Here is a 21,236-nt window from a genome sequence, read left to right as displayed (position 1 = left end):
CGGTACGCCCTGAATACGCTCCGTCCCGAGGCGGTACCCGTATGCCAAGCGAGGGGCGACGAGTCCGTTCGCGACTCACTCGAGGTGGGTCGCGAACCAGTCGGCGGCGCGGTCGGCGACGGCCTCGAGTTCGCCCTCGCCCTCGAAGAGGTGGCCGGCGCCCTCGACGATCCGGAGGTCCCGCTCGCAGGCCAGCGCGTCTGAGACCTCGCGGTTCACCTGCAGGACCGACTCGTCCTCGCCGCCGACGATCAGCAGCGTCGGCGCGCGGACGTCGTCGACGACCTCGGCCGCCAGATCGACGCGGCCGCCCCGAGAGACGACCGCGCCGATCTCGGTCTCCGGGCGGGCCGCTCCGCGAAGCGCCGCCGCGGCGCCCGTGCTCGCGCCGAAGTAGCCGACCGCGCGGCCGCCGCTCTCCGGTCGCTCGCGGAGCCACTCGGTCGTCGCGACGAGCCGATCGGTCAACAGCGGAACGTCGAACCGGTTCTCCCGGTCCCGGTCTTCGCGTTCGGTGAGCAGATCGAACAGGAGCGTTCCCAGCCCCCGCTCGCGCAACCGCTCCGCCACGAAGTTGTTCCGCGGGCTGTGCCTGCTGCTGCCGCTCCCGTGGGCGAAGACGACTAGCCCGTTCGATCCCTCCGGGACGGCGAGTTCTCCCTCGAGGGTCGCGTCGGGCAACTCGATGTCGGTCACGGTGGGCGATCCGTCGGCCGGCATACGCGTCGCTCCACCGAGGACGGGGTTGAGTGTTGGGGGCGGCGTCGCCGCCGATCGCTCGGCGCGGCGGCCGCCGCTCGTACCGAACGCGCTCGTGACCGACGCTCGGATCGAAAGCGGTCGCGCTCGAGACCGCTCGCAGGGTGCGCACGCAAGGAAACGGTGTTTTCCGCGGCGGCCGTAGCCCGCCACCATGAGCGACTCGGACACCGACTGGACGTTCGCGGACGTCTTCGCCGACGCGCTCGAGGCGGTGCCCGACGAGCACCGCGATCCGGAACGGTTCGTCCCCGGCGTCGGGCCGCTGTCGGCCGACGTGATGCTCGTCGGCGAGGCGCCGGGCGGTCGGGAAGTCGAGCAGGGCGAGCCGTTCGTCGGTCAGGCCGGCCAGCAACTGGATCGGGCCCTCGAGTCGATCGGCCACGACCGGCGAGAGCTGTACATCACCAACCTCGTCAAGATTCGGCCGCCGGAGAACCGCGATCCTCACGTCGACGAGATCGAAGCCTGGTGGCCGGTGCTCGAGGGCGAACTCGAGCGCGTCGACCCTTCGGTCGTCGTCCCGATGGGGAGTTTCGCGACGGCCGAACTCCTCGAGACCGACGAGACGATCACGGACCTGCACGGCGAGGAATTCGAGCGCGAGGTGCCGCCCGCTTCGCACGCCTCGAACGAGGAAAGTCCCGACTCCTCGAGCGAGGACGGAGCCGACGCGCATGAGCGGACGGAACGGATCGTCCGCCCGTCGTTTCACCCGGCCGCGGCGCTGTACGACCGGAGTAAGGTCGACGCGATCGAGTCGGATCTGCGGGCGGCCCTCGAGTCGGCGTGAGGGCTCGCGTCCGATAACCGGCGGCGTCGGTCGGTGAGCGCCCGAGCACCTGCAGGCAGGAAGGGCTTTTTCCGGCCGGGCGAACCCCGAGGAGATGAGCCCGAGCTTCACCAGCGACGACGTCGGAAAGCCGGTCGAGACGGCCGACGGCGAACGGATCGGCGTCGTCGCCGACGTCGATCCGGAGACCGCCTACGTGGAACCAGCGTCGGACGTCGGCGACTCGACGCGGGCCGCTCTCGACTGGGGGAGCGGCGAGGAGGCCGTCCCGCTGGCCGACAGCGCCGTCGGCGAGTGGGCCGGGAACGCGATCCGACTCGAGGCCGAGGTCGCGGCGGACGCCGTCACGTCGGGCGACGAGCCGAGCGAGGACGCGTCGTCGGACGACGGGGCCGCCGAGATCGATCGCCAGGATGCCGACTACGACCCCGGCGAGCCGGTGGCCTCGAACCCCACCGAAGCGCCGCCCGACGAGCCCGGGACGACGCTGGATAACGAGATCGGCAACCGCGAGGGAACGGACCCGATGGTCGAAGACGACGAGTTCTAGACTCCCCGGAGGACGGGCCGCGGGTCGATCCCGACGACCGGATGGAGCCGCCGGCGGAGACCGAATCGGCGCAGGAGACGGCGGACCGGGTCGAGGAGACGACCGCCGACGACGACGACCACGACCGCGACGACGTCGACGTCGATCCCGACGAGGTGACCGACGGCGAGCCGGAGGCCGAGATCGATTCCGAGGAGGACGTCGCCCGCCGGAGCGACCCCGGCGACTCGAGCGACTGATCAGTTCGTAATCGTCAGGATTCCGTCGTTGACCGTCACGTCGCTCGCGCCGGCGGGGATGTCGAACTCGAACTGTTGGTCCTCTTCGGGCGGGTCGTCGCCGCCCGAACGGTCCGCGGAACTTCGTTCCGCGCGGTCGACCACGACGATCGCCGTCCCCTCGACGACGTCGAGCGACGGCTTGGCGCCGGTCGGGCCGAAATCGACGGCGATGACCTGCTCGGTGCCGTACTCGCGTTTCGTGATCGTGACGTCGTCGCGATCGTCGACCGCGGCTTCCAGTTCTGGTGGCGTGTCCATGTGCGAGCGGTCGCAGCCGCTCACCGTAAGCAGCATGCACGAAACTGCTACCTTCCGGTTCCGCGAGCGCTCCGGTTTTCGGGCCGTCGACTGGTCTCCACCGGTCTCGATGGCGTTTCCGGCCGTCATCTCGCCACACCTATCCGTACCGGGCCACTAGCGATGTCACAACTCGATCATGGCTCGCAAAGACGACTACTACAACAGGGCGAAACAGCAGGGCTACCGGAGTCGGGCGGCCTACAAGCTCAAACAGCTCGACGACCTCGAGAACGTTATCTCCGGACACGACACGGTCGTCGACCTCGGCGCCGCTCCCGGCGGCTGGCTGCAGGTCGCCGCCGAGAAGGTCGGCCCACAGGGAACCGTCATCGGCGTCGACCTCCAGCGGATCAAGGACTTAGAGGACGAGACGCTGAACGAGCGCGTCGAGACGATCCGCGGCGACATGACCGAGGAGAAGACCCGCGACCGCGTCACCGACGCCGCGGGCGGCTCCGTGGACGTGGTCGTCTCGGACATGGCGCCCAACATGTCCGGCGAGTACTCGCTGGACCAGGCCCGCTCGCTGTATCTCGCGCGTCAGGCCTTCGAGACCGCGCTCGAACTCCTCGAGTCCGGCGGCAACTTCGTCGTGAAGGTCTTCGAGGGGCCCGACGTCGACGACCTCCGGGCCGACATCGACGACGAGTTCCAGTACGTCCGCGCGACCGCGCCGAAGGCCAGCCGCGAGGAGTCCTCCGAGATCTACCTGATCGGGAAGGGCCGGCTCACCGCCCCCGTCCGGGAAGGCGACGAACTCGAGGTCGAGATCGTCGACGTCGGCAGCGAGGGCGACGGGATCGCGAGCGTCGACGGCTACCGCCTGTTCGTCTCCGACGCCGAACCCGGCGACGTCGTCGACGTCCGCGTCGAGGATGTCAAGCCGAACTTCGGATTCGCACAGCCTCTCGAGGAGTGAGGACACCGTTCGGGACGACGTAAGATAACTCGGTTCGTCCCGCGCTCGAATCCTGCTGTTGGCGCCGTTTTTCGCGACACTGACGCCGTGTCGCACCGCTACTTGGCCGTTTCTCTCGTACCCGCGGATCCGTCGCGACGACCCGCTTACTCCCGCTCGTCGGCCTCGAGTCGGTCGTGTCGCTCGTCGATCTCGTCTAACAGGTCGAGGGTCTTGCGAACCGACGCGCGGATCGCGTCGCTGCGGTTGACGAACTTGCCGTCGTCGCCGACGTGATCGTCCAGATCGTCCAGCAGTTCCTGCGGAATTTCGACGCTGATCTTCGGCATTTGCGTGATCGTTTGCAGGCGGCCGTCTTAACAGTCGTCGTCACGACGGCGGCGACCGACTACTCTGGGGTCGCGCCCGATTCGGGCTCGGGGTCCGGATCGGCCGGGTCGCCGCCGCTCCCGCCGCCGCCGAACAGGCGGCCGCCGGCGGTGAGCACGTAGAGGACGGCGAGCCCGAGCAGGTACGTCAGCGCCAGCGGGATCGCCAGCATCAGCATCGTCAGGACGCCCTTCGGGCTAGCGAAGGCGGCCAGCGTGAAGATGCCGACGACGACGGGTCGCCAGCGCCCGAGCATCGTCCGGTAGCTGACGATGCCACCGACGTGGAACAGCGCCATCGTGACGACGATGTTGAAGAGGAAGCCGACGCCGAGGGTCGTGTAGATCACCAGCCAGGAGAAGCTGTTGATCCGGAAGGAGACGACCATGCCGTTCTGGAGGGCGTCGGTGATGAGATACGAGATGATCGACGGGGCGATCCAGTAGAACCCGACGAACAGCCCGGCGCCGAAGCCGAGGAATATCGCGAGTCCCCAGACGAGGAACACCCGCGGGTCGCCCCGGACCAGCCCGCGCTCTCTGGCTGCCGGCCAGCCCCAGTACATGATCAGGGGGACGACGGCGATGAACCCGAGGATCGTACTCACCTTCACCATGAAGATCAGCACTTCGACGGGGTGTAAGGCGACGACCAGCCCGAGCTCTTCGATCACCGCCGGCGTCACCTGACTCGTCTCGCCCGCGTTCTCGGTGACTTCATTGAGGACTTCCGGCGGGACGCGATCGACGAACTGGGCGAGGATGAATCCGAATCCGCCCTGATACATCGCGAGGAACGAACCACCGAGAACAGCCATGAAGACGCCGACGATGTAGATCGCTTTCGACGTGAGGCTGTCAACGATGAAGGCCAGATCGTAGGCGTAGCCGCCGATGTCATCCTCGGTGGTCTCGTCTTCGGTGAACGCGTCGAGCATTCCCGCGGCGGTGCTCGAGAAGACGCTCTCGTCGTCGTCGTCACCGCCGGCTCCGCCGGCCGCCCCGCCGGCCGCGTCGGCGGCTGCGGCGCCGCCCTCGCCGTCCGCGTCGTCGCCCGCCTGCTGTTCCTGCAGCGTGTCGAACCGGTCGAGGATCGTCTGGGCCTTCTCCCGGTTATCGTCGTACATCGCCTGTCGGGAGTGGTCGAGGGCCTCCTCCTCGTCCATCGAGAGGAAGACCGTCGCCGGAATCTCCCCGATGTCCTCGGCCGAGAGCGTCTCGAAGTCGACGTCCTCGGGGTCTTCCGCGTTCCGAAGGTCGTCCTCCCGAGGGTAGATCGGCGCCTGTAACACGTGGATCGTGTAGACGAGGAGGGCGAGGAACCCGACCGCGGCAGCGACTATGCCACCGACGGCGGCGTCACCCAGCAGGCCGTGTTCGGCCGCGTACGTCTCGAGACCGAGCGTTCCCTCGGGACGAATCGGTGCCGGGAGCAGCGGAAAGACGGCTTCGTCGAGTCGATCGAACCCGTCGCGATTGACGAAGACGGTCGTCCCGGCGGCGACGAGCACCAGTACGCCGACGAACTGGAAGAGGCGCCGTTTCATAAACGCGGTGCCCGTCTCGAGTTCGGCCGCGCCGCGCCGGCGGATGTTGGCGACGACCTTCGCGAGGCCGAGACTGAAGCCGTAGAGGGCCATCAGCGGCAGCGCCCACATGACCTGCGTGAACGGGTCCGGTGGAGAGAAGAACGCGCCGAAGACCGTGATCGCGACGATCGCATGGCGCCACTTGTCCCGGAACGTCTCGTAGGAAACGATTTCGGTGTACGAGAGGACGCTCATCGCCAGCGGCAGTTGCGCCGCCAGACCGAACGAGAGGGTCAACAGGGCGACGAACTCGGTGAACTCGGTGATGCCCCAGCTCGGCGTGACGCCGGTGTCGTAGGCGATCGAGCCGAGGAAGGAGAAGGTGAACGGGAAGAAGACGCCGTACGCGTACGCGACGCCGATCCAGAACAGCGCGAACGACATCAGCGCGAAGGCGGCGATGTATCCGCGCGAGACGGGAAACGCCGACTGGAAACCGCGCTCGCGAAGCGTGTCCCGCGAGAAGAACAGCAGCGCCGGAATCGCGACGATGACGCCGATCAGCATCCCGATCTTCGCCTGCAAGAGGATGACCTCGAACGGCGTACGGGTGATGATATTCGTCGCTTCGGCGATTTCTTCGTTCATCTGCGCTTTCGCCGTCGCCTCGAGGAAGTCCCAAATGAAAACGCGAAGGGCGTAGAAGGACCCGATGAAGCCGATGACGAAGACGATGAATACCTTCTGGAGATGCGTCTGCGCGGTCGAGAGCATCGTACCGATCGTCTCCCGACCGGCGTTGATGGCTTTGGCCGTATCTTCGTCGACGGCAGAACTCATTTATCGTCTGTGGCTAACTGACATCCAGTTATCAACCTTTCGTGTGCTGGGGCCGGCTACGGGCGCGTACTCGACCTTCATCGCTTTGGCAGGATGTCCGTAAGAAAAAGGCCTATAACCGGGGGCACGTCATACCTCTATAGATGTCGGACGAGCCGGCGAACCGTAGGGACGTCGAGGGGTCCACGGAGCCGCGGGAATCGCCCAGCGTGGACCCGCCGATCGACGGCGGGAGCGACGACGCCCCGCCGGTCGTGACTGACGGCGGAGAGGAGCCCGATTCCGACGACCGGCCGATCGAAACCGACGGCGAGGGCGTCGTCGGCGACCACGCCGATCACGGCGAGGCCGACTACCCCGACCCCGATATCGGCGGCATCTCGACGCCCCCGGACGACGAGGAGATGCCGTTGGCCGACCACATCGAGGAGATGGTGCTTCGGTTCGCGGTCGTCCTCCTGTTCGGGGCGACCGGGACCGCGATCGGACTGCTGGGGGCGTCCGAGGCCCTCGAGTTCATCTGGCTCGACGTCTTCCCGGCCCAGGCCGAGGAAGTGCCGCCACCGCATATCTACCACCCGCTCGAGCTGTGGATGACGCGGATCAAGCTCTCGGCGCTGCTGGGCATCATGGTAGCCCTGCCGACGTTCGTCTACGAGTGTTACAAGTTCATGAAGCCGGGGCTGTACCCCCACGAGCGCAAGTACTACCTTGCGTCCGTTCCGATGAGCGTCGTTCTCGCCGCGCTCGGCATGCTGTTCTCGTACGTGCTCGTCTTACCCGTCCTCTTCCAGTACTTCACGTACTACGCGGAGGGCAGCGCCGATATCGCGTACGCGCTCGGCGAAACGTTCGACCTGATCATCACGCTGACCGGCTTCCTCGCGATCGTCTTCCAGATTCCGCTGTTCATCATGCTCGCGATCATGATGGGCGTGACGACCCGCCGCTGGTTGGCCCAGAAGCGCCTCTACTTCTGGGCGGGCTTTGCGGGACTGTCCTTCATGTTCACGATGGACCCGACAGGGATGGCGCCAATCATCGTCGCCGTCACGATGATCCTGCTGTTCGAGGGGACTCTCCTCGTCCTGAAGTGGGTCGGGCGGGACTGACCGCTCGGTCGACGATTCTCGCGACGCGACCGAATTTTCCTGCGATCGTTTCGTCCGAGAGCGACCGCGGTCGCGAGGGCTCGATCCCATCCCCCGGTCAGTATGTCAGTGGTTCCCACCATATGACCCGTCGATTCGTGGACGCCCGTCCGATCGCTCCCCTCGTCCGATGATTTCACATCCTTATATTCTCCCTATCCATCCGTAGATTGATGGATAGGACGCTTTATCGGGGGAATAGTCACAGTTTGTAAACGATTACCGTTTAGTAGCACCATACGTTCCCTATTCCTGTGAAAGAGTTCATGAAGTTGGGTCAAACTCCCGCTGCGGAGTGTGATTGTAAATCACACGCTGGTCGTCTCGGGTCGTGCCGGAGGTGGACGGCGTGACTGATCTGGTATCGACGACGTGTATGCGGTGTGCCGTCGGCTGCGGTCACGTCCACCGGCCCGTTGAACAGGGATACGGCCTCGACGTCGTCCGCGGCGACGCCGCCCACCCGATCAACAACGGGCTGGCCTGTCAGCGCGGCATCACCGAGTCCGTCGATCCCGGCGCCGAGTGGCTCACGCGCCCGCTCGTCCGCCGGAACGGCGAACTGGTACCGACGACCTGGGAGACCGCCTTAGAGCGCGCCGCCGAAGGGCTCGACGCGGCCCTCGAGCGCGGCGACGGCGGTGAAGGGGTCGCCGTCCTCGGTAGCGGCCAGCAGACCAACGAGGCCGCCTACGCGCTGGGCAAACTCGCCCGCGGCGGCTTCGGCACGCCGTACTACGACGCCAACACGACGCTGTGTATGGCCTCGGCCGTCACGGCCTACTACGACGCCTTCGGGAGCGACGCGCCGCCGCCGACCTACGACGACATTCCCGAAGCGAAGACCCACCTCGTCTGGGGGGCGAACCCCGCCGCCGCCCACCCAGTCATGTTCCGGTGGATCAACCAATCGGCCGACGACGACGATTCGGAACTGATCGTCGTCGACCCCATCGAGAGCGAGACCGCCGAGGTCGCAGACCACCACGTGCCCCTCTCGCCCGGCGGTGACCTCGACCTCGCCCGCGCCGTCCTCGCGCGCGTCGTCGAGACCGACCGCGTCGACGAGGCGTTCGTCGCTGAGGCGACCGACGGTTTCGACGCCCTCCGCGAGGACCTCCCGGACGCCGCCGAGGCCGCCGCGGCCGCCGGCGTCTCCCTCGAGGACGTCGACCGAATCGCCGCGGCGCTCGAGGACCCCACGCTGGTCTACTGGGGGATGGGAATCAACCAGAGCGTCAACGGCACCGCGGCGTCGGGCGCGCTGATCGACCTCTGTCTGGCGACGGGGAACCTCCGGCCCGGTTCGGGCCCGTTCTCGCTGACCGGCCAGGCCAACTCGATGGGGACGCGCGTCTGTTCCTCGAAGGGCTCTTGGCCCGGTCAGCGGACCTTCACCGATCCCGACCACCGCCGCGAGGTCGCCGAGACGTGGGACGTTCCCGAGTCCCGCCTGCCCGACGACCCCGGCCCCGGCCCGGTCGGCATCGTCGACGAGATCGGCGACGACGTCTCCGCCGTCTACGCCGTCGCGACCAACCCCGTCGCCGGCATGCCCGACGCCAACCGCGTCCGCGAACGGCTCGCGGACGCCTTCCTCGTCGTACAGGACGCCTTCCGCAGCGAGACGGTCGAACTCGCCGACGTCGTGTTCCCCGCCGCGACGTGGGGCGAGTCGGAGGGGACGACGACCAACATGGAACGAACGGTCTCGCGCGTGCGCGCCGCGACGGAGACGCCGTCGGGCGTCAAGACCGACCTCGAACTGATCGGCGACCTCGCCGACCGACTCGTCCCCGACCTCTTCGACGACTCGCTCGAGCCCGACGCGGTCTTCGACGAACTGGCGGCNGGCGACCTCGCCGACCGACTCGTCCCCGACCTCTTCGACGACTCGCTCGAGCCCGACGCGGTCTTCGACGAACTGGCGGCGCTGACCGAGGGAACCCCCGCCGACCTCTCGGGGATCAGCTACGACCGCCTCGAGGAGGAGATGGCGGTTCGCTGGCCCGCGCCGGAACCGGACGTCTCGGGCGGCTACCGCTACTACGAGGGGCCGGCGGCCGCCGACGAGTGCGGGGACGACGCCGAGACCGACCGCGAGGAGTCGTGGTCGTTCCCGACCCCCACCGGCCGCGCGCAGTTCTCGACGGGCGAGGCCCGGCCCCTGCCGGAGTCGACCGACGAGGAGTACCCGTTCACCCTGACGACGGCCCGACGTCCCGACGCGTACAACTCCGGCGTCCGTGCGCGCGACGACGACCCCGTCGCCAGGGTCAGCCCCGCGACGGCCGCCGCGCTGGCCGACGAACTCGAGGCCCGTCCCGGCGAGTCCGACGAGGACGATCCCGCCGAGTACGCTCACGTCGTCTCCCGCCGGAGCTCGATCACCGTCCGCGTCGAGCGCGACGAGTCGATCCCCGACGGCGTGGTCTGGCTCCCGATCCACCAGCCTGAAGTCAACGAACTCACGCTCTCGGACGTCGACCCGCGCTCGAAGGAGCCCAACTTCAAACAGTGTGCGGTCCGCCTCGAGGCGCCTCGCGAGCGGAAGGCGCGGGCGGTTGCGGAAGCGAGTGCCTGACGATGGCGGCCGTTTTCGGGTGTTCGATCGATGCGTGAACGACCGCCGGAGCCGACCGACGCCACCGATGCGTCGACACCAACCGTCCGAGGGACGCCGAGACAGGGCGTCGCCTCCGCGACCCTCGGGTTTTTCGTCGGCTTCGCCGGCGTCGTCTGCTACGGGCCCGTCGCCTCGGAGTTCGAAGGAGCGATGGGGCTCTCCGGACTGTTGCTCGGGCTGCTCGTCGCCGCCCCTCAGCTGACCGGCTCCTTGCTCCGGATCCCCTTCGGAGCGTGGGTCGAGGACGTCGGCGCGAAGAAGCCGTTTCTGGTCCTGCTCGGGCTGTCGATCGTCGGGATGGGCGGCCTATCAGCACTCCTGCTGACGGCTTACCCGGACGGGCTCACGATGGCCCACTACCCGATCGTGTTCTTCTTCGGGGCGCTGTCGGGCTGTGGCATCGCGACGTTCTCCGTCGGGTCCACCCAGACGTCGTACTGGTACCCCTCGGAGAAACAGGGAACGGTGCTCGCAGCGTTCGGCGGACTCGGGAACACGTCACCGGGGCTGTTCACGCTCGCCCTCCCCGTCGCGCTGGCCGCGCTCGGCCTCACCGGCGCGTACCTCGCGTGGTTCGCGTTCCTGATCGTCGGGACCGTCGCCTACGCGTCCTCCGCCGTCGACGCTCCCTACTTCCAGTTCGTCAAACGGGGCGTCGACGAGCGCGAGGCCCGGCGGCGCGCCGAGGCCTGCGGGCAGGAGCTCTTTCCCGGCGGCGACGCGATGGCCTCGATTCGAGGTGCGGCGAGCATCCCCCGGACGTGGGTCCTCGTCGCGCTGTTCTTCACCTCGTTCGGCGGCTTCCTCGCGCTGACGACCTGGCTCCCGTCGTACTGGCAGGCCGTCCACGGCGTCGACGTGCGAACCGCCGGCGCGCTCACGGCCGTCGCCTTCACGCTGCTCGCGGCGGTGATCCGCGTTCCGGGCGGGATCGTCAGCGACCGGCTCGGCGGCGAGCCGACCGCGATCGCCAGCTTCGGCGCGATCGTACTCGCGACGCTGGTGCTCGTCGTCACCCGCGAGTTCGCCGTCGCCGTCGCCGCGACGATTCTGCTCGGCGCGGGCATGGGCGTCGCCAGCGCGGCCGTCTTCCAGCTGGTGCCGACGTACGTCCCCGATGCCGTCGGCGGCGCCTCGGGGCTGGTCGGCGGCATCGGCGCCTTCGGCGGCTTCACCATCCCGCCAATCCTCGGCCTCTTCGTCGACCTGCAGGGGACGCCGGGCTACGCGACCGGCTTCGTCGTCTTCCTCGTCCTCGGGGTCGTCTCGATCTGCCTCTCGAGCGGGCTCTACCGAACTCGATCGGCGCTCGTTTCTGTCGATTCGTCGGCGCCAACCGACGACTGACCGGGCGCGTCTCNCCGCTCAGAGATGTGTATAAGAGACAGGATTTCGTCACTCGGAGTGGGGTGTGAAACTCGGGCTCAGTAGAGGCGATTAAACCATCACTCAATGATGGGTGTTGTGGACCGTCGAATCTGCCTTCGATGGACACTCGACGTGAAATAGTACTGGTTCACGCGTGCGAACGAATTAGATTCGATTAATTCGGAGACCAATATTATGTGGCTCCACAAACGATTGGAGCAGTGTATATGAATAACAGCGGGATGACACCACAGACGATTCTGTTCGATCTCGATTTAACACTCTGTCAGCCCCGCTGCGCTCCCGATAAGCTAGTTGCAGAAGCATTTGACCGAGCAAACGTCAACCAATACTGTACTGCCGCCGATCTTAGTACTGTGGAGAGTGAAAGTTTAGCGGCTGACGCCAACAGTGAACTCGACTACTATCGGCTCTGTTTCGAAGCCACTGCACAGCAAACTGGAGTTGACTCCGAGGACGCACTAGGGGTTGCCCGTGCATATCAGGCAATTGGCGGTCACTCCGATGTTGAGTTTTTACCTGGTGCCGAGACTATTCTCTCTGATCTCAAGGAGGGATATTCACTGGGTCTTGTGACGAATGGACTCCAAGAAATCCAACAACAGAAGGTTAACACACTGGGTATTGACGGTGTCTTTGACGCAGTCGTCTTCGCGACCCCTGAAATCGGCTACAAACCTGACCCAGCCCCGTTCCGACGGGCACTTTCTGCTCTCGAGACGGCTCCTGAAAACGCCCTTCATATTGGTGATTCCTATGCAACGGATGTAGCAGGTGCACATGCTATCGGGACCGATTCGATATGGATCCCTTCTGCTCCTTCGGATGAAGGACAGGCCGATACTGTTCCGGAACCCGACCGGGTGTTCAATTCACTATGTGATTTGAGAGAGGTACTATGAGATCTCACTCCGTGAGACATCATTCAGTTCGCACGTGTACTTAGCGAACCGCTCGGCTCCGCTTCGGGTATACTTCCGAATAACGAACCACGCTACTATCTACCGATACCGAACTGTACACCGTTCGTCCGCTCGAGACGGCGCAGTTCGTGGGAACGGTCCATCGCCGACCCCGACGAACCGAAACGGCATCTCGCGCGCGACGGGGCTCCCGTTCGCGCACCGATCGGCGCTCGCCGCTGGCTCTTACTCGGCCTCGAACCCGATTCGCCGTTTCGAATCGATCAATTGTCACGTCGCTCGAGCCGGATATACACCCTAATACACATCATATCCGATTGGAGATGCTACGTTCGACGCTGGAATTGGTGGAAAAATTAGTTATTTGTAAACGATTACCGTTATATGGTTTAGAGACATGACGTAGAAACGTGAATTACGTCATGTTTGGTGAGGGACTTCGCGCATTCGGATCCGATCGTCCGATCGAGGTGGTCTCCAATGGTGCATAAGAAAGAAGAACAGAAGGAGGACTGCTACGGCGACGAGGTGCGGGAACACATCGAGCGCTTCGCCGCGAACGGCGGTTTCGAGGCCATCCCGGACGACGAGGTCGACGAGTGGACCACCCGCTTCAAGTTCTGGGGCGTGTTCCAGCAGCGCTCCGGGCAGGAGGAGTACTTCATGATGCGGCTGACCAACGCCAGCGGCATCTTAGAGCCGGGGCAGCTGCGCCGCATCGGCGAAGTCGCGAAGGAGTACGCGAAGGGTCCCGTCGCCAACCCCGAGTTCGGGAACGGCTGGATCGATCTGACGACCCGCCAGTCCGTCCAACTCCACTGGCTTAAACTCGAGGACATCCCCGAGATTTGGGAGCAACTCGAGGAAGTCGGCGTTCACTCCCGCTCGGCGGGCGGCGACACGATGCGCAACATCTCCGGCTGCCCGCTCCACGGCAAGGCCGAGGAGTTCGTCGAAGCCGGCCCGCTGCTCGAGCGCTTCGAGGAGGACCTGCGCAAGGACGACGCGCTGGCGAACATGCCCCGGAAGTTCAACATCAGTGCGTCGGGCTGTACGGTCGGCTGCGCACAGGACTCGCTCAACGACATCGGGTTCGAGCCGGCGACCAAGGAGGTAGACGGCGAAGAGGTTCGCGGCTTTAACGTCTGTATCGGCGGCGGGCTCGGCGGTCGCCAGCCCCGCGCCGCGACGCCGCTGGACGTCTTCGTCCGGCCCGAGAACGCCTACGAAGTCGGCCGCGGCTTCGTCGAACTCTACCACGACTACGGCGACCGCCAGAACCGCTCGAAGAACCGCGCTCGGTTCTTCGCCGAGGACTGGGGGATGGAGAAGATCCGCGAGACGCTCCAGGAGGAGTACGTCGACTTCGAAATGCACACCGCTGGGGAGAACTTCCGCGAGGAGTACACCTACAACGCCGGTCGCCCCGTCGAAGCGGGTCAGCACGACCACGTCGGTGTCGGCGACCAGAAGGACGGACAGAACTACGTCGGTCTGAGCGTTCCCGTCGGCCGACTCCCGGCCGAGGACGCGATCGAACTCGCCGATCTGGCCGACGAGTACGGCTCCGGCGAGGTCCGGCTCACTCGTCGCCAGAACCCCGTCATCGTCGACGTCGCGGACGACGACCTCGAGGCCCTGCTCGAGGAGCCCTTGCTCGAGGAGTACCCCGCCGAGCCGAGCCCCTTCGAGCGCGGGGCGATGGCCTGTACCGGCACCGAGTTCTGCTCGATCGCGCTGACCGAGACGAAGGGGCGGATGGCCCGCATGCTGCGCTGGTTCAACAAGAACGTCGACCTGCCCGAGGATGTCGGCAAGATCAAGATGCACTACTCCGGCTGTACGGCCGACTGCGGCCAGGCGATGACCGCCGACATCGGCCTGCAGGGCATGCGCGCGCGCAAGAACGGCGAGATGGTCGAGGCCTTCGACATCGGCGTCGGCGGCGGCGTCGGCGAGGACCCCTCCTTCATCGACTGGATCCAACAGCGCGTCCCGGCCGACGAGGCCCCCGGCGCGATCCGGAACCTGCTCGAGGCCTACGCGGCTCATCGCAGCGAGGGCCAGACCTTCCGCGAGTGGGTCGAGGCGACGGGCGAGGAACAGCTCGTCGAGTTCTGCGAACCCGAGGAGACCGACTTCGAGGCCCCGTACATGGGTGACGCCAAGCAGTCCTGGTACCCCTTCGCCGAGAGCGAGTCCGCGGCGGCCGCCGCCGGCGAGGGATCCGTGGCCCCGTCCGACGACTGACTCGAGCATCGCCGCGACTCCGGTCGTACGAGCGTCGATCGACGATATTCGTTTCTTCGCGTCCCGCGCCTACGGCACCGGGCACTGCTGAGAGGTAATTTTACGTTTATGTAGGCACAATAATATTGCATGGCCGCCGCGGACCGAACGACCGCGAGTCGCGATCGCTCCCTGGCGACGTTCGCGGGACTCGCAATTGCGCTGTTCGGACTCCCCTCACTTTCCGGCGCGACTCGAGCGCTCCGGATCGATCTCCATCCGCTGGTGACGATCGCTGCCCAATGGGCGCTCCTCGGACTCGTCGTCGGAATCGCGATCGGGATCGAGGGGCGATCGCTCCGGTCGCTCGGCGTCCGGCGACCGTCTCGACGCGACGCGGTCCCCCTGCTCGTCGCGGCGGTGTTCGGGTTCCTCGCGCTGGCGGCGACCGGGCCGCTGATCGACGCGCTCGGCCTTCCGGAGCGACGGGTGACGGGACTGGACATCGATCGAGTCGGCGTCGAGGTCGCCGTCGCGTCCGCGATCACGATCGGCGTCGTCGAGGAGGCGCTGTACCGCGGCTACGCAATCGAGCGCCTCGCCGAGTACACCGGAAGCGCGCGGCTGGCCGGCGGGCTCTCGGTGGCGGCGTTTACCCTCTCTCATGCCGTCGGCTGGCGCCTCGGCGACCTCCTGCAGGTCTCGCTGGCCGCGCTCGTCTTCACCCTCGTCTACCTGTATCGGCGTTCGCTGGTTCCCGTCGTCGGGGCCCACATCGCGATTTGGCTGTTCGGTGTTCTCGGCGCGGTCTACGGCTAACGATTCCGGACCGTGGTGGGGGCGAGGACGCCGATCGTCAGCGGTGTTCCCGCGTTCGCTCGTACGCGTAGTCGAGCGCGTCCTCGAGCGATCCGGGGCCGTCGTAGTTGGCCGAGAAGAGTTCCATGAAGTCGCGAGCGATGCTGTTGCAGCGTTCGAACGTGAGGACGGTCCGGACGCGGATCGTCTCGGAGAGGTCGAGCCCGGGGTAGCTCGTCGCGGTCAGCGCGTATCCGGGGTGATCCTCTCCGTCGAGCGACGCCGGGGCGACCTTTAGCCGGAGATCACCTGATTCGTGACGATACGTCCGATACTGCAGTTCCCGATCGGTGTCGACCGGGGAATAGGTCCGACTCTCTTCCGTGTTCCACGCAGACGGCACGTCGGCGTCCATCATCCAACGATACCGACCCGAGTGCTACGTCCGTATCGAAATAAGCAATATTCCCGGACGTTAGTTCATAGACCGGACTAATGACGGGTTCGATGCGCCAAATAGGATTATATTCTGAAAGTGCGTGCAATAATGTCTCAGTAATACGGATAATATCGAAATCAACTCCGGTACCCGGGACGGAACTGCACTCGAGCGCGAGAGCGGACAGCATTTGACAGCCGATAGCACGCCCCGAATCGCCGCCGGTCGTCAGTCGTCGCTCCGGGAGCGCGAGTCCGCGGCGAAGACATCCTCGACGAGCGGTTCGTCGCCGTCGCGAGTTCCGTCGGTCTCGGACTCCGTCTCGCTCTCGGGACTGACACTGCCCGTCCGATAGCCGTGTAAGTCGAGCGTGATGTGGTCGAATCCCAGTTCCGACAGCTCCTCGCGGACCGTCTCCGCGAACTCGCGGGTCAGCGCCCGCTCGAGTTCCTCCGGCGCGACCTCGATCCGGGCCAGCCCGTCGTGGTCGCGGACGCGGAACTGGTCGAACCCCCACTGGCGCAGCAGGGCTTCGGCGTGCTCCACGCGAGTCAGCCGCTCCTCGGTGACCTCGAGGCCCGTCGGGATCCGCGAGGAGAGGCAGGCCATCGACGGTTTGTCGGCGACCGAGAGGTCGTAGCGGTCGGCGATCTCGCGGACCTCTTCCTTGGTGATGTCGTGGGCTAACAGCGGCGAGTGGACCTCGAGTTCCTCGACGGCCTGCAGGCCGGGACGGTGCCCCGCGCCCGGATCGTCGGCGTTGGTGCCGTCACAGACCGTCTCGATCCCGAACTCGCGGGCCGTTTCGAGCATCTCGCCCAGCCGCATCGTCCGGCAGTGATAGCAGCGGTCGTCGTCGTTCTCGACGAAGTCGTCGCTCTCGAGTTCGGAGAAGGCGACGACCTCGTGGCGGACTCCGATCTCGTCGGCGACTCGCTTGGCGTCCTCGAGTTCCGCCTCGGGGAGCGTCTCGCTTTTGGCGGTGCAGGCGACCGCGTCCTCCCCGAGCGCGTCGTGGGCGAGCGCGGCCACGACGCTCGAGTCGACCCCGCCGGAGAACGCGACCAGCACGCCGTCGCGGTCCGCGAGGTCCTCGCGCGCGGCCTCGAGCTTCGCCTCGAGCGTTGTCATGGCCCGTGGTTCGCACCCGAGGGGCAAAAGCGCGTTGTCGTCGGCTCGGCCCCGACGCTCGGAGCGCAGCCGTGATCAGACGTCGACCGGGCGGCCCCGCTCGGCGCTCTTCGCCAGCGCGTCGATGACGCGCATGTTCGCGATCGCCTCCTCGCCGTCGGTCCGCGGCGGCCGGTCGTTCTCGACGCTCGAGGCGAATTCCTCGATCTCGAGGCGATACTGGTCGATCGCATCGAACGTTTCGACGGCGTGTCGGCCATCGATCCGGTACTCGAGTTCTAGGGGCTCGTCCGTCGGCGCGTCGAAGGCGTCGCGGACCTCGAGCCACCCGTTGGCCGCTTCGACGCGGTACCGCTGCACCTTCTGCGTGTCGAATCCGGACGCGACGCGCGCGGACGAGCCGTCGTCGTACTCCAAGATTCCGGCCAGTTCCGTGTCCACGCCAGCCCCGCGGGAGTCGTCCGCGTGCGCGTAGGCGCGCTCGGGCTCGCCGAGGATCTGTCGAACCAGCGAAACCGGGTAACAGCCGACGTCCATCAGGCTCCCCCCGTCGAGGTCTGGCGAGAGCCGCACGTCGTCCGGGCGGTCGAACAGCGGGAACTTGAACGCGGCCGTCACGGAACGGACGTCCTCGAGTTCGTCTCGAGCCAGTTCGATCGCTCGCTCGGTCCGCGGGTGATACAGGTACATGAATCCCTCCATCAGGGTCACGTCTCGATCCTCGCAGTGTTCGACGACCTCGCGGGCCTCCCCGGCGTCGACCGTCAGCGGTTTCTCGCAGAGGACGTCGAGGTCGGCGTCGGCCGCGCGCTTCGTCCACTGGCCGTGCAGGCCGTTCGGGAGCGGGATGTAGACGGCGTCGATGTTCGCGTCTGCGATGAGGTCGTCGTAGCCCTCGTATGACTCGTCGATCCCGTGGTCGTCCGCGAACGCCCGCGCGCGGTCGCCGTCGCGGGAGGCGACGGCCGTGACCTCGTGGTCGGTGGCCTCGATGGCGGGGAGAAACGCTTTCCGGGCGATACCGGCCGTACTGAGTACGCCGAAATCCATACGCCACGTTGCCGGACCGGTCCCAAATATCCCCGCATTGGCAGCGATCGCGGTTTCCTTATCGGTTCGTCGCCGGATCGACGGCCGCCCGCATCGCCTCGCGAGCGTCCGGCGGTACCTCGGCAGCGGCCATCCGTTCGTCGAGCCGCCAGCGACGCTCGAGGACGATCGCCTCCTCGGTTTCGCGGAGCCCGTCGAACCGCTCCCACGGGAGGTACTGGGTACTCACCGTACCGATATCGGCATATTTGAGGCCGTTTTCGCAGGCCTCGTACTCCCGCGGTCGACGGGCGTTGATCTGCATCGTAATGAACGCCGCGAGCAGCCCACTCAGGAGAAACGAGGGGGCACCGTAGAGCGTGCCGATGAACGCGGCGACGGTTCCGAGACCGAGCAGCAAGCCCCAGCGGCGGTGTTGCCGCCGTCGACCCGGATCCGGTTTTGCAATCCAGTACGCGCGCAGTTCGCCCGCCGCCCGGGCGGCGTAGGCCCCGTTTCCGAGCAGCCAGATCACGAGGCCGAGGACCGCGAGTCCACAGAGACAGAGCAGGAGCGACAGCGATGCATCGAACGCGCCGAACTCCGTTCCGAAGACGAGCACGAGCAACGGTCCCGTCGCGACGACCATCGGCACTGCGAGCAGTCGCCGACTGCCCAGCGAGACCCACAGCGCCGGCCGACTACCGACCGCCAGGGCGACGATCAGCCAGACGAGACCACAGCCGGTGAGCAACCCCGTATCTGCACCGTCGATGCCGACGATCGTTCCGACGAGGTAGCCACTCAGTCCGACGTAAGCGCCGACCGCAATCGACGGGCCGTCGAGCGGAACCGTTCGCATTCCTATTAGGATTCTATCCATTATCGGTAGAAAATACTGTCGATGAACCGAGCATTCCCGCGGTCGTCGACCGTCGGTACTTCGAGCGCCCGTCCACTGCACGCCGGGCGGTTAAGGAGCCGTTCGTGGTAGACACACGGACATACGATGTCCGTATCCGACCGCCTACGATCGATCGCCGAGACCGAGGGGGACACGGAGGCCACCGACAGACACTCGCGACAGGAGCACCTCGCCGGCGCCGTCCTCCGTGGGATTCAGGCCGGGTTCGTCGCGACGATCATCATGACGGCGTTCCGGCTGCCGATCCTGCGGTCGCTGCCGCCGTCGGCGAACTTCTGGGCGCAGTACGTCACCGGCGACGACCCCGAGGAGCACACGTTCATGGGGCTCGTCCTCCACTTCGTCTACGGGATTCAGGCGGGGGCGATCTTCGGCGGCCTGTTCGCCCTCCAGGACGCCGAGCGGGCGATCGAACCCGAGCAACGCGGGCTCGTCTGGGGCTCGATCTACGGGATGGTCCTCTCGGCGTTCGGCTCGCAGTTCATGCTGAAGGAACTGCTGGACATCCGACTCGAGGCCGACGAACTCGCGTTGTTCCACGCGGGTCACCTCGTCTACGGGCTCTCGCTCGGCGCCTGGGTCGGCTCCCGGACCGAGGGCGTCGAGGACCCCGAAGCCGAGTACGAGTACGACGACGGAAACTGAGATCGGTCCTGTCGTGGATCGGTATCGGTAGATAGTAGCGCGATTTCTTTATTCATACCCATGCTTGAAACTGAGTCAGGCAGTTTGGTAACTACGTATGCGAGTGTCTCATGACTGCCTACTCAGGCGTACCGCACGCACAAGCAGGTAGCCAGCTACCGCGAACCACACGACTGCCCATACGTTTGATGGAATGGGGTCCTCGATAGTGTCGGACAATATCACCACACCGTACACGAAACTAATCAGTGCAAGTCCGATTTTCACACCCCACGGGAGTCGGACAAACAGACTATCGCCCGAATCTGTCGTGTTAGCCGCCATGATTTATTTTTGGCTGATTCGAGGGATAAGATTTCTCCTCCAACGAATTCTGAATCAGTTTCTTCGGTGCGTAGTTCTTATCCGCTACTAACCCAATTTTCACTCACACTCTCGTGGCACCGACGAGCGTCAGACGCCCACCGTCTCGACCAGTTCGTCGACGTCCTCCTCGAGCCGGTTCGCGTACTCCAGGCGGAGGTCCCGCGCGTCACCTCGCGTCACGTACTGGCGGCCGTCGATCCGCGTCGAGATCGGGTGGTAGTCGTCGACGGAGAACCCCATCCGGTCGAGGTAGCCGACGACGTCGGCCGACTCGAGGCCGTCGTCGATCGCCGATTCGGCGAAGTCACAGGCGGTCTCAAACGTGGGGAGCCTGATGCCGTCGTCGGTGACGTGGCCGGCGTGGCGACTATCGCTTACGGACTCGATTGCGACGTTCGTGTGGTGAACGCGTTCCATCACGGTCTCGAGGTCGTCGGCCAGTCGGAGCAACTGGCTCGGCAGGGCCGCGTCGGGCGAGCGCCACTCGACGGTCGGCATCTCGTCGCGCAGCCTGATCGGCGTCCAGACGATATCATCGGTCGAGAACTGCGCCTCGACCGCGTCCTCGTCGATTCCCTTCTCGAGGGCGGCCCGTTTGAACTCCTCGTAGCGATCCTCGAGCCGGCGGTGCCACTCGCCGACGGTGTCGACGTAGTGCCAGAGCTGGCCGTGTTTCGGGAAGTCGCCGTAGCACTTCTTCCGGTAGCAATGGGCGCGGGCGCTGTTGGCCACCCGTTCGCCGTCGAGATACGGCGAGGAGTTGACCAGCGCCAGCGCCGCGTCCAGGGCGATCAGCGTGTTGAGCTGATCGGTGACGTTGCGCTTCTCGACGTGGATGTGGGTCCCGGCGCAGTACTTCGCGTAGGCAAAATCCTCGCCGAGGACCTCCTTCTGGATGCGTCCGCGTTCGCCGGGCCGGCGGTCGATCGCGCCGCAGTTGATCGGCGTCCCCAGCGGGACGAGTCGCTTCTCCTCGGCCGCCGCCGTCGAGAGGACGTCCTCGAGTTGCTCGGCGAAGGTCGCCCGCAGTTCGTCGATCGTCTCGCAGGGGGGCGTCTTCAACTCGAACAGCGGTTCGACGAACTCCCGCTCGGTTCGCTCGGAGATCTCCGCGAGCGCGCCCGGTTCGGTGAGTTCGCCGTCCGCGTCGACGACCCAGTACTCGACTTCGATGCTCGTGTTCATACTCAGGAGGGAGTTCGGCCGTCGGTGCGTCACAGCGGTCGCTGTCGGCGCCCGGTCAGGC

20 protein-coding genes are annotated in these 21,236 nt (G+C 66.0%); 11 read left to right on the top strand and 9 right to left on the bottom strand.

Going from position 1 to position 21,236, the window contains the following annotated elements:
* Positions 1–75: 75 nt before the first annotated feature.
* Entirely contained in the window at positions 76–720 is a 645-nt protein-coding gene (locus tag C477_RS03565) for a dienelactone hydrolase family protein (RefSeq protein ID WP_008893067.1), read from the bottom strand.
* Between the two features lie 193 nt (positions 721–913).
* Between C477_RS03565 and C477_RS03560 the strand changes: the two genes are divergently transcribed.
* The 3 genes from C477_RS03560 (at position 914) to C477_RS03550 (ending at position 2,341) form a co-directional block, all read left to right on the top strand.
* Positions 914–1,552 (top strand): uracil-DNA glycosylase, encoded by a 639-nt coding sequence (locus tag C477_RS03560; protein WP_008893066.1) that lies wholly within the window; start codon positions 914–916, stop codon positions 1,550–1,552.
* A 94-nt stretch (positions 1,553–1,646) separates the two neighbouring features.
* Positions 1,647–2,102, top strand: coding sequence for a hypothetical protein (locus C477_RS03555; RefSeq protein WP_008893065.1), 456 nt, complete (start codon positions 1,647–1,649; stop codon positions 2,100–2,102).
* A 41-nt stretch (positions 2,103–2,143) separates the two neighbouring features.
* Positions 2,144–2,341, top strand: a complete 198-nt coding sequence (locus tag C477_RS03550) for a hypothetical protein (RefSeq protein ID WP_008893064.1) — start codon at positions 2,144–2,146, stop codon at positions 2,339–2,341.
* On the opposite strand, the gene C477_RS03545 is transcribed toward C477_RS03550, so the two are convergent.
* Positions 2,342–2,641 (bottom strand): DUF7127 family protein, encoded by a 300-nt coding sequence (locus C477_RS03545; RefSeq protein WP_049914217.1) that lies wholly within the window; start codon positions 2,639–2,641, stop codon positions 2,342–2,344.
* 178 nt (positions 2,642–2,819) lie between these two features.
* Here C477_RS03545 and C477_RS03540 point away from each other — a divergent pair, with 178 nt between their 5' ends.
* Entirely contained in the window at positions 2,820–3,602 is a 783-nt protein-coding gene (locus tag C477_RS03540) for a 23S rRNA (uridine(2552)-2'-O)-methyltransferase (RefSeq protein WP_008893062.1), read from the top strand.
* Positions 3,603–3,748: 146 nt separating this feature from the next.
* Here C477_RS03540 and C477_RS03535 read toward each other — a convergent pair whose 3' ends face one another.
* Both C477_RS03535 and C477_RS03530 read right to left on the bottom strand, forming a co-directional pair.
* Complete coding sequence (locus tag C477_RS03535; RefSeq protein ID WP_008893061.1) at positions 3,749–3,931, bottom strand: hypothetical protein; 183 nt, start codon at positions 3,929–3,931, stop codon at positions 3,749–3,751.
* 59 nt (positions 3,932–3,990) lie between these two features.
* A complete protein-coding gene (locus tag C477_RS03530) occupies positions 3,991–6,339 on the bottom strand; it encodes a twin-arginine translocase subunit TatC (RefSeq protein ID WP_008893060.1) in 2,349 nt (782 codons plus the stop codon).
* Positions 6,340–6,482: 143 nt separating this feature from the next.
* Here C477_RS03530 and tatC point away from each other — a divergent pair, with 143 nt between their 5' ends.
* From tatC to C477_RS03500, 6 genes are all read left to right on the top strand, one after another.
* Positions 6,483–7,451 (top strand): twin-arginine translocase subunit TatC, encoded by a 969-nt coding sequence (gene tatC, locus C477_RS03525; protein ID WP_008893059.1) that lies wholly within the window; start codon positions 6,483–6,485, stop codon positions 7,449–7,451.
* A 415-nt stretch (positions 7,452–7,866) separates the two neighbouring features.
* A complete protein-coding gene (locus C477_RS03520) occupies positions 7,867–10,074 on the top strand; it encodes a molybdopterin-dependent oxidoreductase (RefSeq protein WP_008893058.1) in 2,208 nt (735 codons plus the stop codon).
* A 30-nt stretch (positions 10,075–10,104) separates the two neighbouring features.
* Entirely contained in the window at positions 10,105–11,463 is a 1,359-nt protein-coding gene (locus tag C477_RS03515; protein ID WP_008893057.1) for an MFS transporter, read from the top strand.
* A 248-nt stretch (positions 11,464–11,711) separates the two neighbouring features.
* Positions 11,712–12,407, top strand: coding sequence for an HAD family hydrolase (locus C477_RS22765; RefSeq protein ID WP_083870235.1), 696 nt, complete (start codon positions 11,712–11,714; stop codon positions 12,405–12,407).
* A gap of 501 nt (positions 12,408–12,908) precedes the next feature.
* Positions 12,909–14,678, top strand: coding sequence for a nitrite/sulfite reductase (locus C477_RS03505; protein ID WP_008893055.1), 1,770 nt, complete (start codon positions 12,909–12,911; stop codon positions 14,676–14,678).
* A gap of 129 nt (positions 14,679–14,807) precedes the next feature.
* Positions 14,808–15,476 (top strand): CPBP family intramembrane glutamic endopeptidase, encoded by a 669-nt coding sequence (locus tag C477_RS03500; protein ID WP_008893054.1) that lies wholly within the window; start codon positions 14,808–14,810, stop codon positions 15,474–15,476.
* 37 nt (positions 15,477–15,513) lie between these two features.
* Here the strand turns inward: C477_RS03500 and C477_RS03495 are convergent, their stop codons facing one another.
* The 4 genes from C477_RS03495 to C477_RS03480 all read right to left on the bottom strand — a co-directional run bounded on the left by C477_RS03495 (position 15,514) and on the right by C477_RS03480 (position 18,916).
* On the bottom strand, positions 15,514–15,870 hold the full coding sequence (locus tag C477_RS03495) for a hypothetical protein (protein ID WP_049914204.1): 357 nt from the start codon (positions 15,868–15,870) through the stop codon (positions 15,514–15,516).
* 252 nt (positions 15,871–16,122) lie between these two features.
* Positions 16,123–17,025, bottom strand: a complete 903-nt coding sequence (gene larE / locus C477_RS03490; protein ID WP_008893052.1) for an ATP-dependent sacrificial sulfur transferase LarE — start codon at positions 17,023–17,025, stop codon at positions 16,123–16,125.
* A gap of 75 nt (positions 17,026–17,100) precedes the next feature.
* Positions 17,101–18,075 (bottom strand): Gfo/Idh/MocA family protein, encoded by a 975-nt coding sequence (locus C477_RS03485; protein WP_008893051.1) that lies wholly within the window; start codon positions 18,073–18,075, stop codon positions 17,101–17,103.
* Between the two features lie 58 nt (positions 18,076–18,133).
* Complete coding sequence (locus tag C477_RS03480) at positions 18,134–18,916, bottom strand: hypothetical protein (protein WP_008893050.1); 783 nt, start codon at positions 18,914–18,916, stop codon at positions 18,134–18,136.
* Between the two features lie 147 nt (positions 18,917–19,063).
* Between C477_RS03480 and C477_RS03475 the strand changes: the two genes are divergently transcribed.
* Entirely contained in the window at positions 19,064–19,624 is a 561-nt protein-coding gene (locus C477_RS03475; RefSeq protein ID WP_008893049.1) for a DUF6789 family protein, read from the top strand.
* A gap of 453 nt (positions 19,625–20,077) precedes the next feature.
* Here the strand turns inward: C477_RS03475 and C477_RS03470 are convergent, their stop codons facing one another.
* A complete protein-coding gene (locus tag C477_RS03470) occupies positions 20,078–21,175 on the bottom strand; it encodes a glutamate-cysteine ligase family protein (protein WP_008893048.1) in 1,098 nt (365 codons plus the stop codon).
* Between the last annotated feature and the right edge of the window lie 61 nt (positions 21,176–21,236).

It is taken from the genome of Haloterrigena salina JCM 13891 (genome assembly GCF_000337495.1).
Taxonomy (GTDB): Archaea; Halobacteriota; Halobacteria; order Halobacteriales; family Natrialbaceae; genus Haloterrigena; species Haloterrigena salina.
This window is presented reverse-complemented; position numbering and strand designations above follow the sequence as displayed.

Bases quoted from the DNA above. Each gene is read 5' to 3' on its own strand.
- C477_RS03565 (WP_008893067.1), bottom strand. From the start codon at position 720: ATGCCGGCCGACGGATCGCCCACCGTGACCGACATCGAGTTGCCCGAC.
- C477_RS03560 (WP_008893066.1), top strand. From the start codon at position 914: ATGAGCGACTCGGACACCGACTGGACGTTCGCGGACGTCTTCGCCGAC.
- C477_RS03555 (WP_008893065.1), top strand. From the start codon at position 1,647: ATGAGCCCGAGCTTCACCAGCGACGACGTCGGAAAGCCGGTCGAGACG.
- C477_RS03550 (WP_008893064.1), top strand. From the start codon at position 2,144: ATGGAGCCGCCGGCGGAGACCGAATCGGCGCAGGAGACGGCGGACCGG.
- C477_RS03545 (WP_049914217.1), bottom strand. From the start codon at position 2,641: ATGGACACGCCACCAGAACTGGAAGCCGCGGTCGACGATCGCGACGAC.
- C477_RS03540 (WP_008893062.1), top strand. From the start codon at position 2,820: ATGGCTCGCAAAGACGACTACTACAACAGGGCGAAACAGCAGGGCTAC.
- C477_RS03535 (WP_008893061.1), bottom strand. From the start codon at position 3,931: ATGCCGAAGATCAGCGTCGAAATTCCGCAGGAACTGCTGGACGATCTG.
- C477_RS03530 (WP_008893060.1), bottom strand. From the start codon at position 6,339: ATGAGTTCTGCCGTCGACGAAGATACGGCCAAAGCCATCAACGCCGGT.
- tatC (WP_008893059.1), top strand. From the start codon at position 6,483: ATGTCGGACGAGCCGGCGAACCGTAGGGACGTCGAGGGGTCCACGGAG.
- C477_RS03515 (WP_008893057.1), top strand. From the start codon at position 10,105: ATGCGTGAACGACCGCCGGAGCCGACCGACGCCACCGATGCGTCGACA.
- C477_RS22765 (WP_083870235.1), top strand. From the start codon at position 11,712: ATGAATAACAGCGGGATGACACCACAGACGATTCTGTTCGATCTCGAT.
- C477_RS03505 (WP_008893055.1), top strand. From the start codon at position 12,909: ATGGTGCATAAGAAAGAAGAACAGAAGGAGGACTGCTACGGCGACGAG.
- C477_RS03500 (WP_008893054.1), top strand. From the start codon at position 14,808: ATGGCCGCCGCGGACCGAACGACCGCGAGTCGCGATCGCTCCCTGGCG.
- C477_RS03495 (WP_049914204.1), bottom strand. From the start codon at position 15,870: ATGGACGCCGACGTGCCGTCTGCGTGGAACACGGAAGAGAGTCGGACC.
- larE (WP_008893052.1), bottom strand. From the start codon at position 17,025: ATGACAACGCTCGAGGCGAAGCTCGAGGCCGCGCGCGAGGACCTCGCG.
- C477_RS03485 (WP_008893051.1), bottom strand. From the start codon at position 18,075: ATGGATTTCGGCGTACTCAGTACGGCCGGTATCGCCCGGAAAGCGTTT.
- C477_RS03480 (WP_008893050.1), bottom strand. From the start codon at position 18,916: ATGCGAACGGTTCCGCTCGACGGCCCGTCGATTGCGGTCGGCGCTTAC.
- C477_RS03475 (WP_008893049.1), top strand. From the start codon at position 19,064: ATGTCCGTATCCGACCGCCTACGATCGATCGCCGAGACCGAGGGGGAC.
- C477_RS03470 (WP_008893048.1), bottom strand. From the start codon at position 21,175: ATGAACACGAGCATCGAAGTCGAGTACTGGGTCGTCGACGCGGACGGC.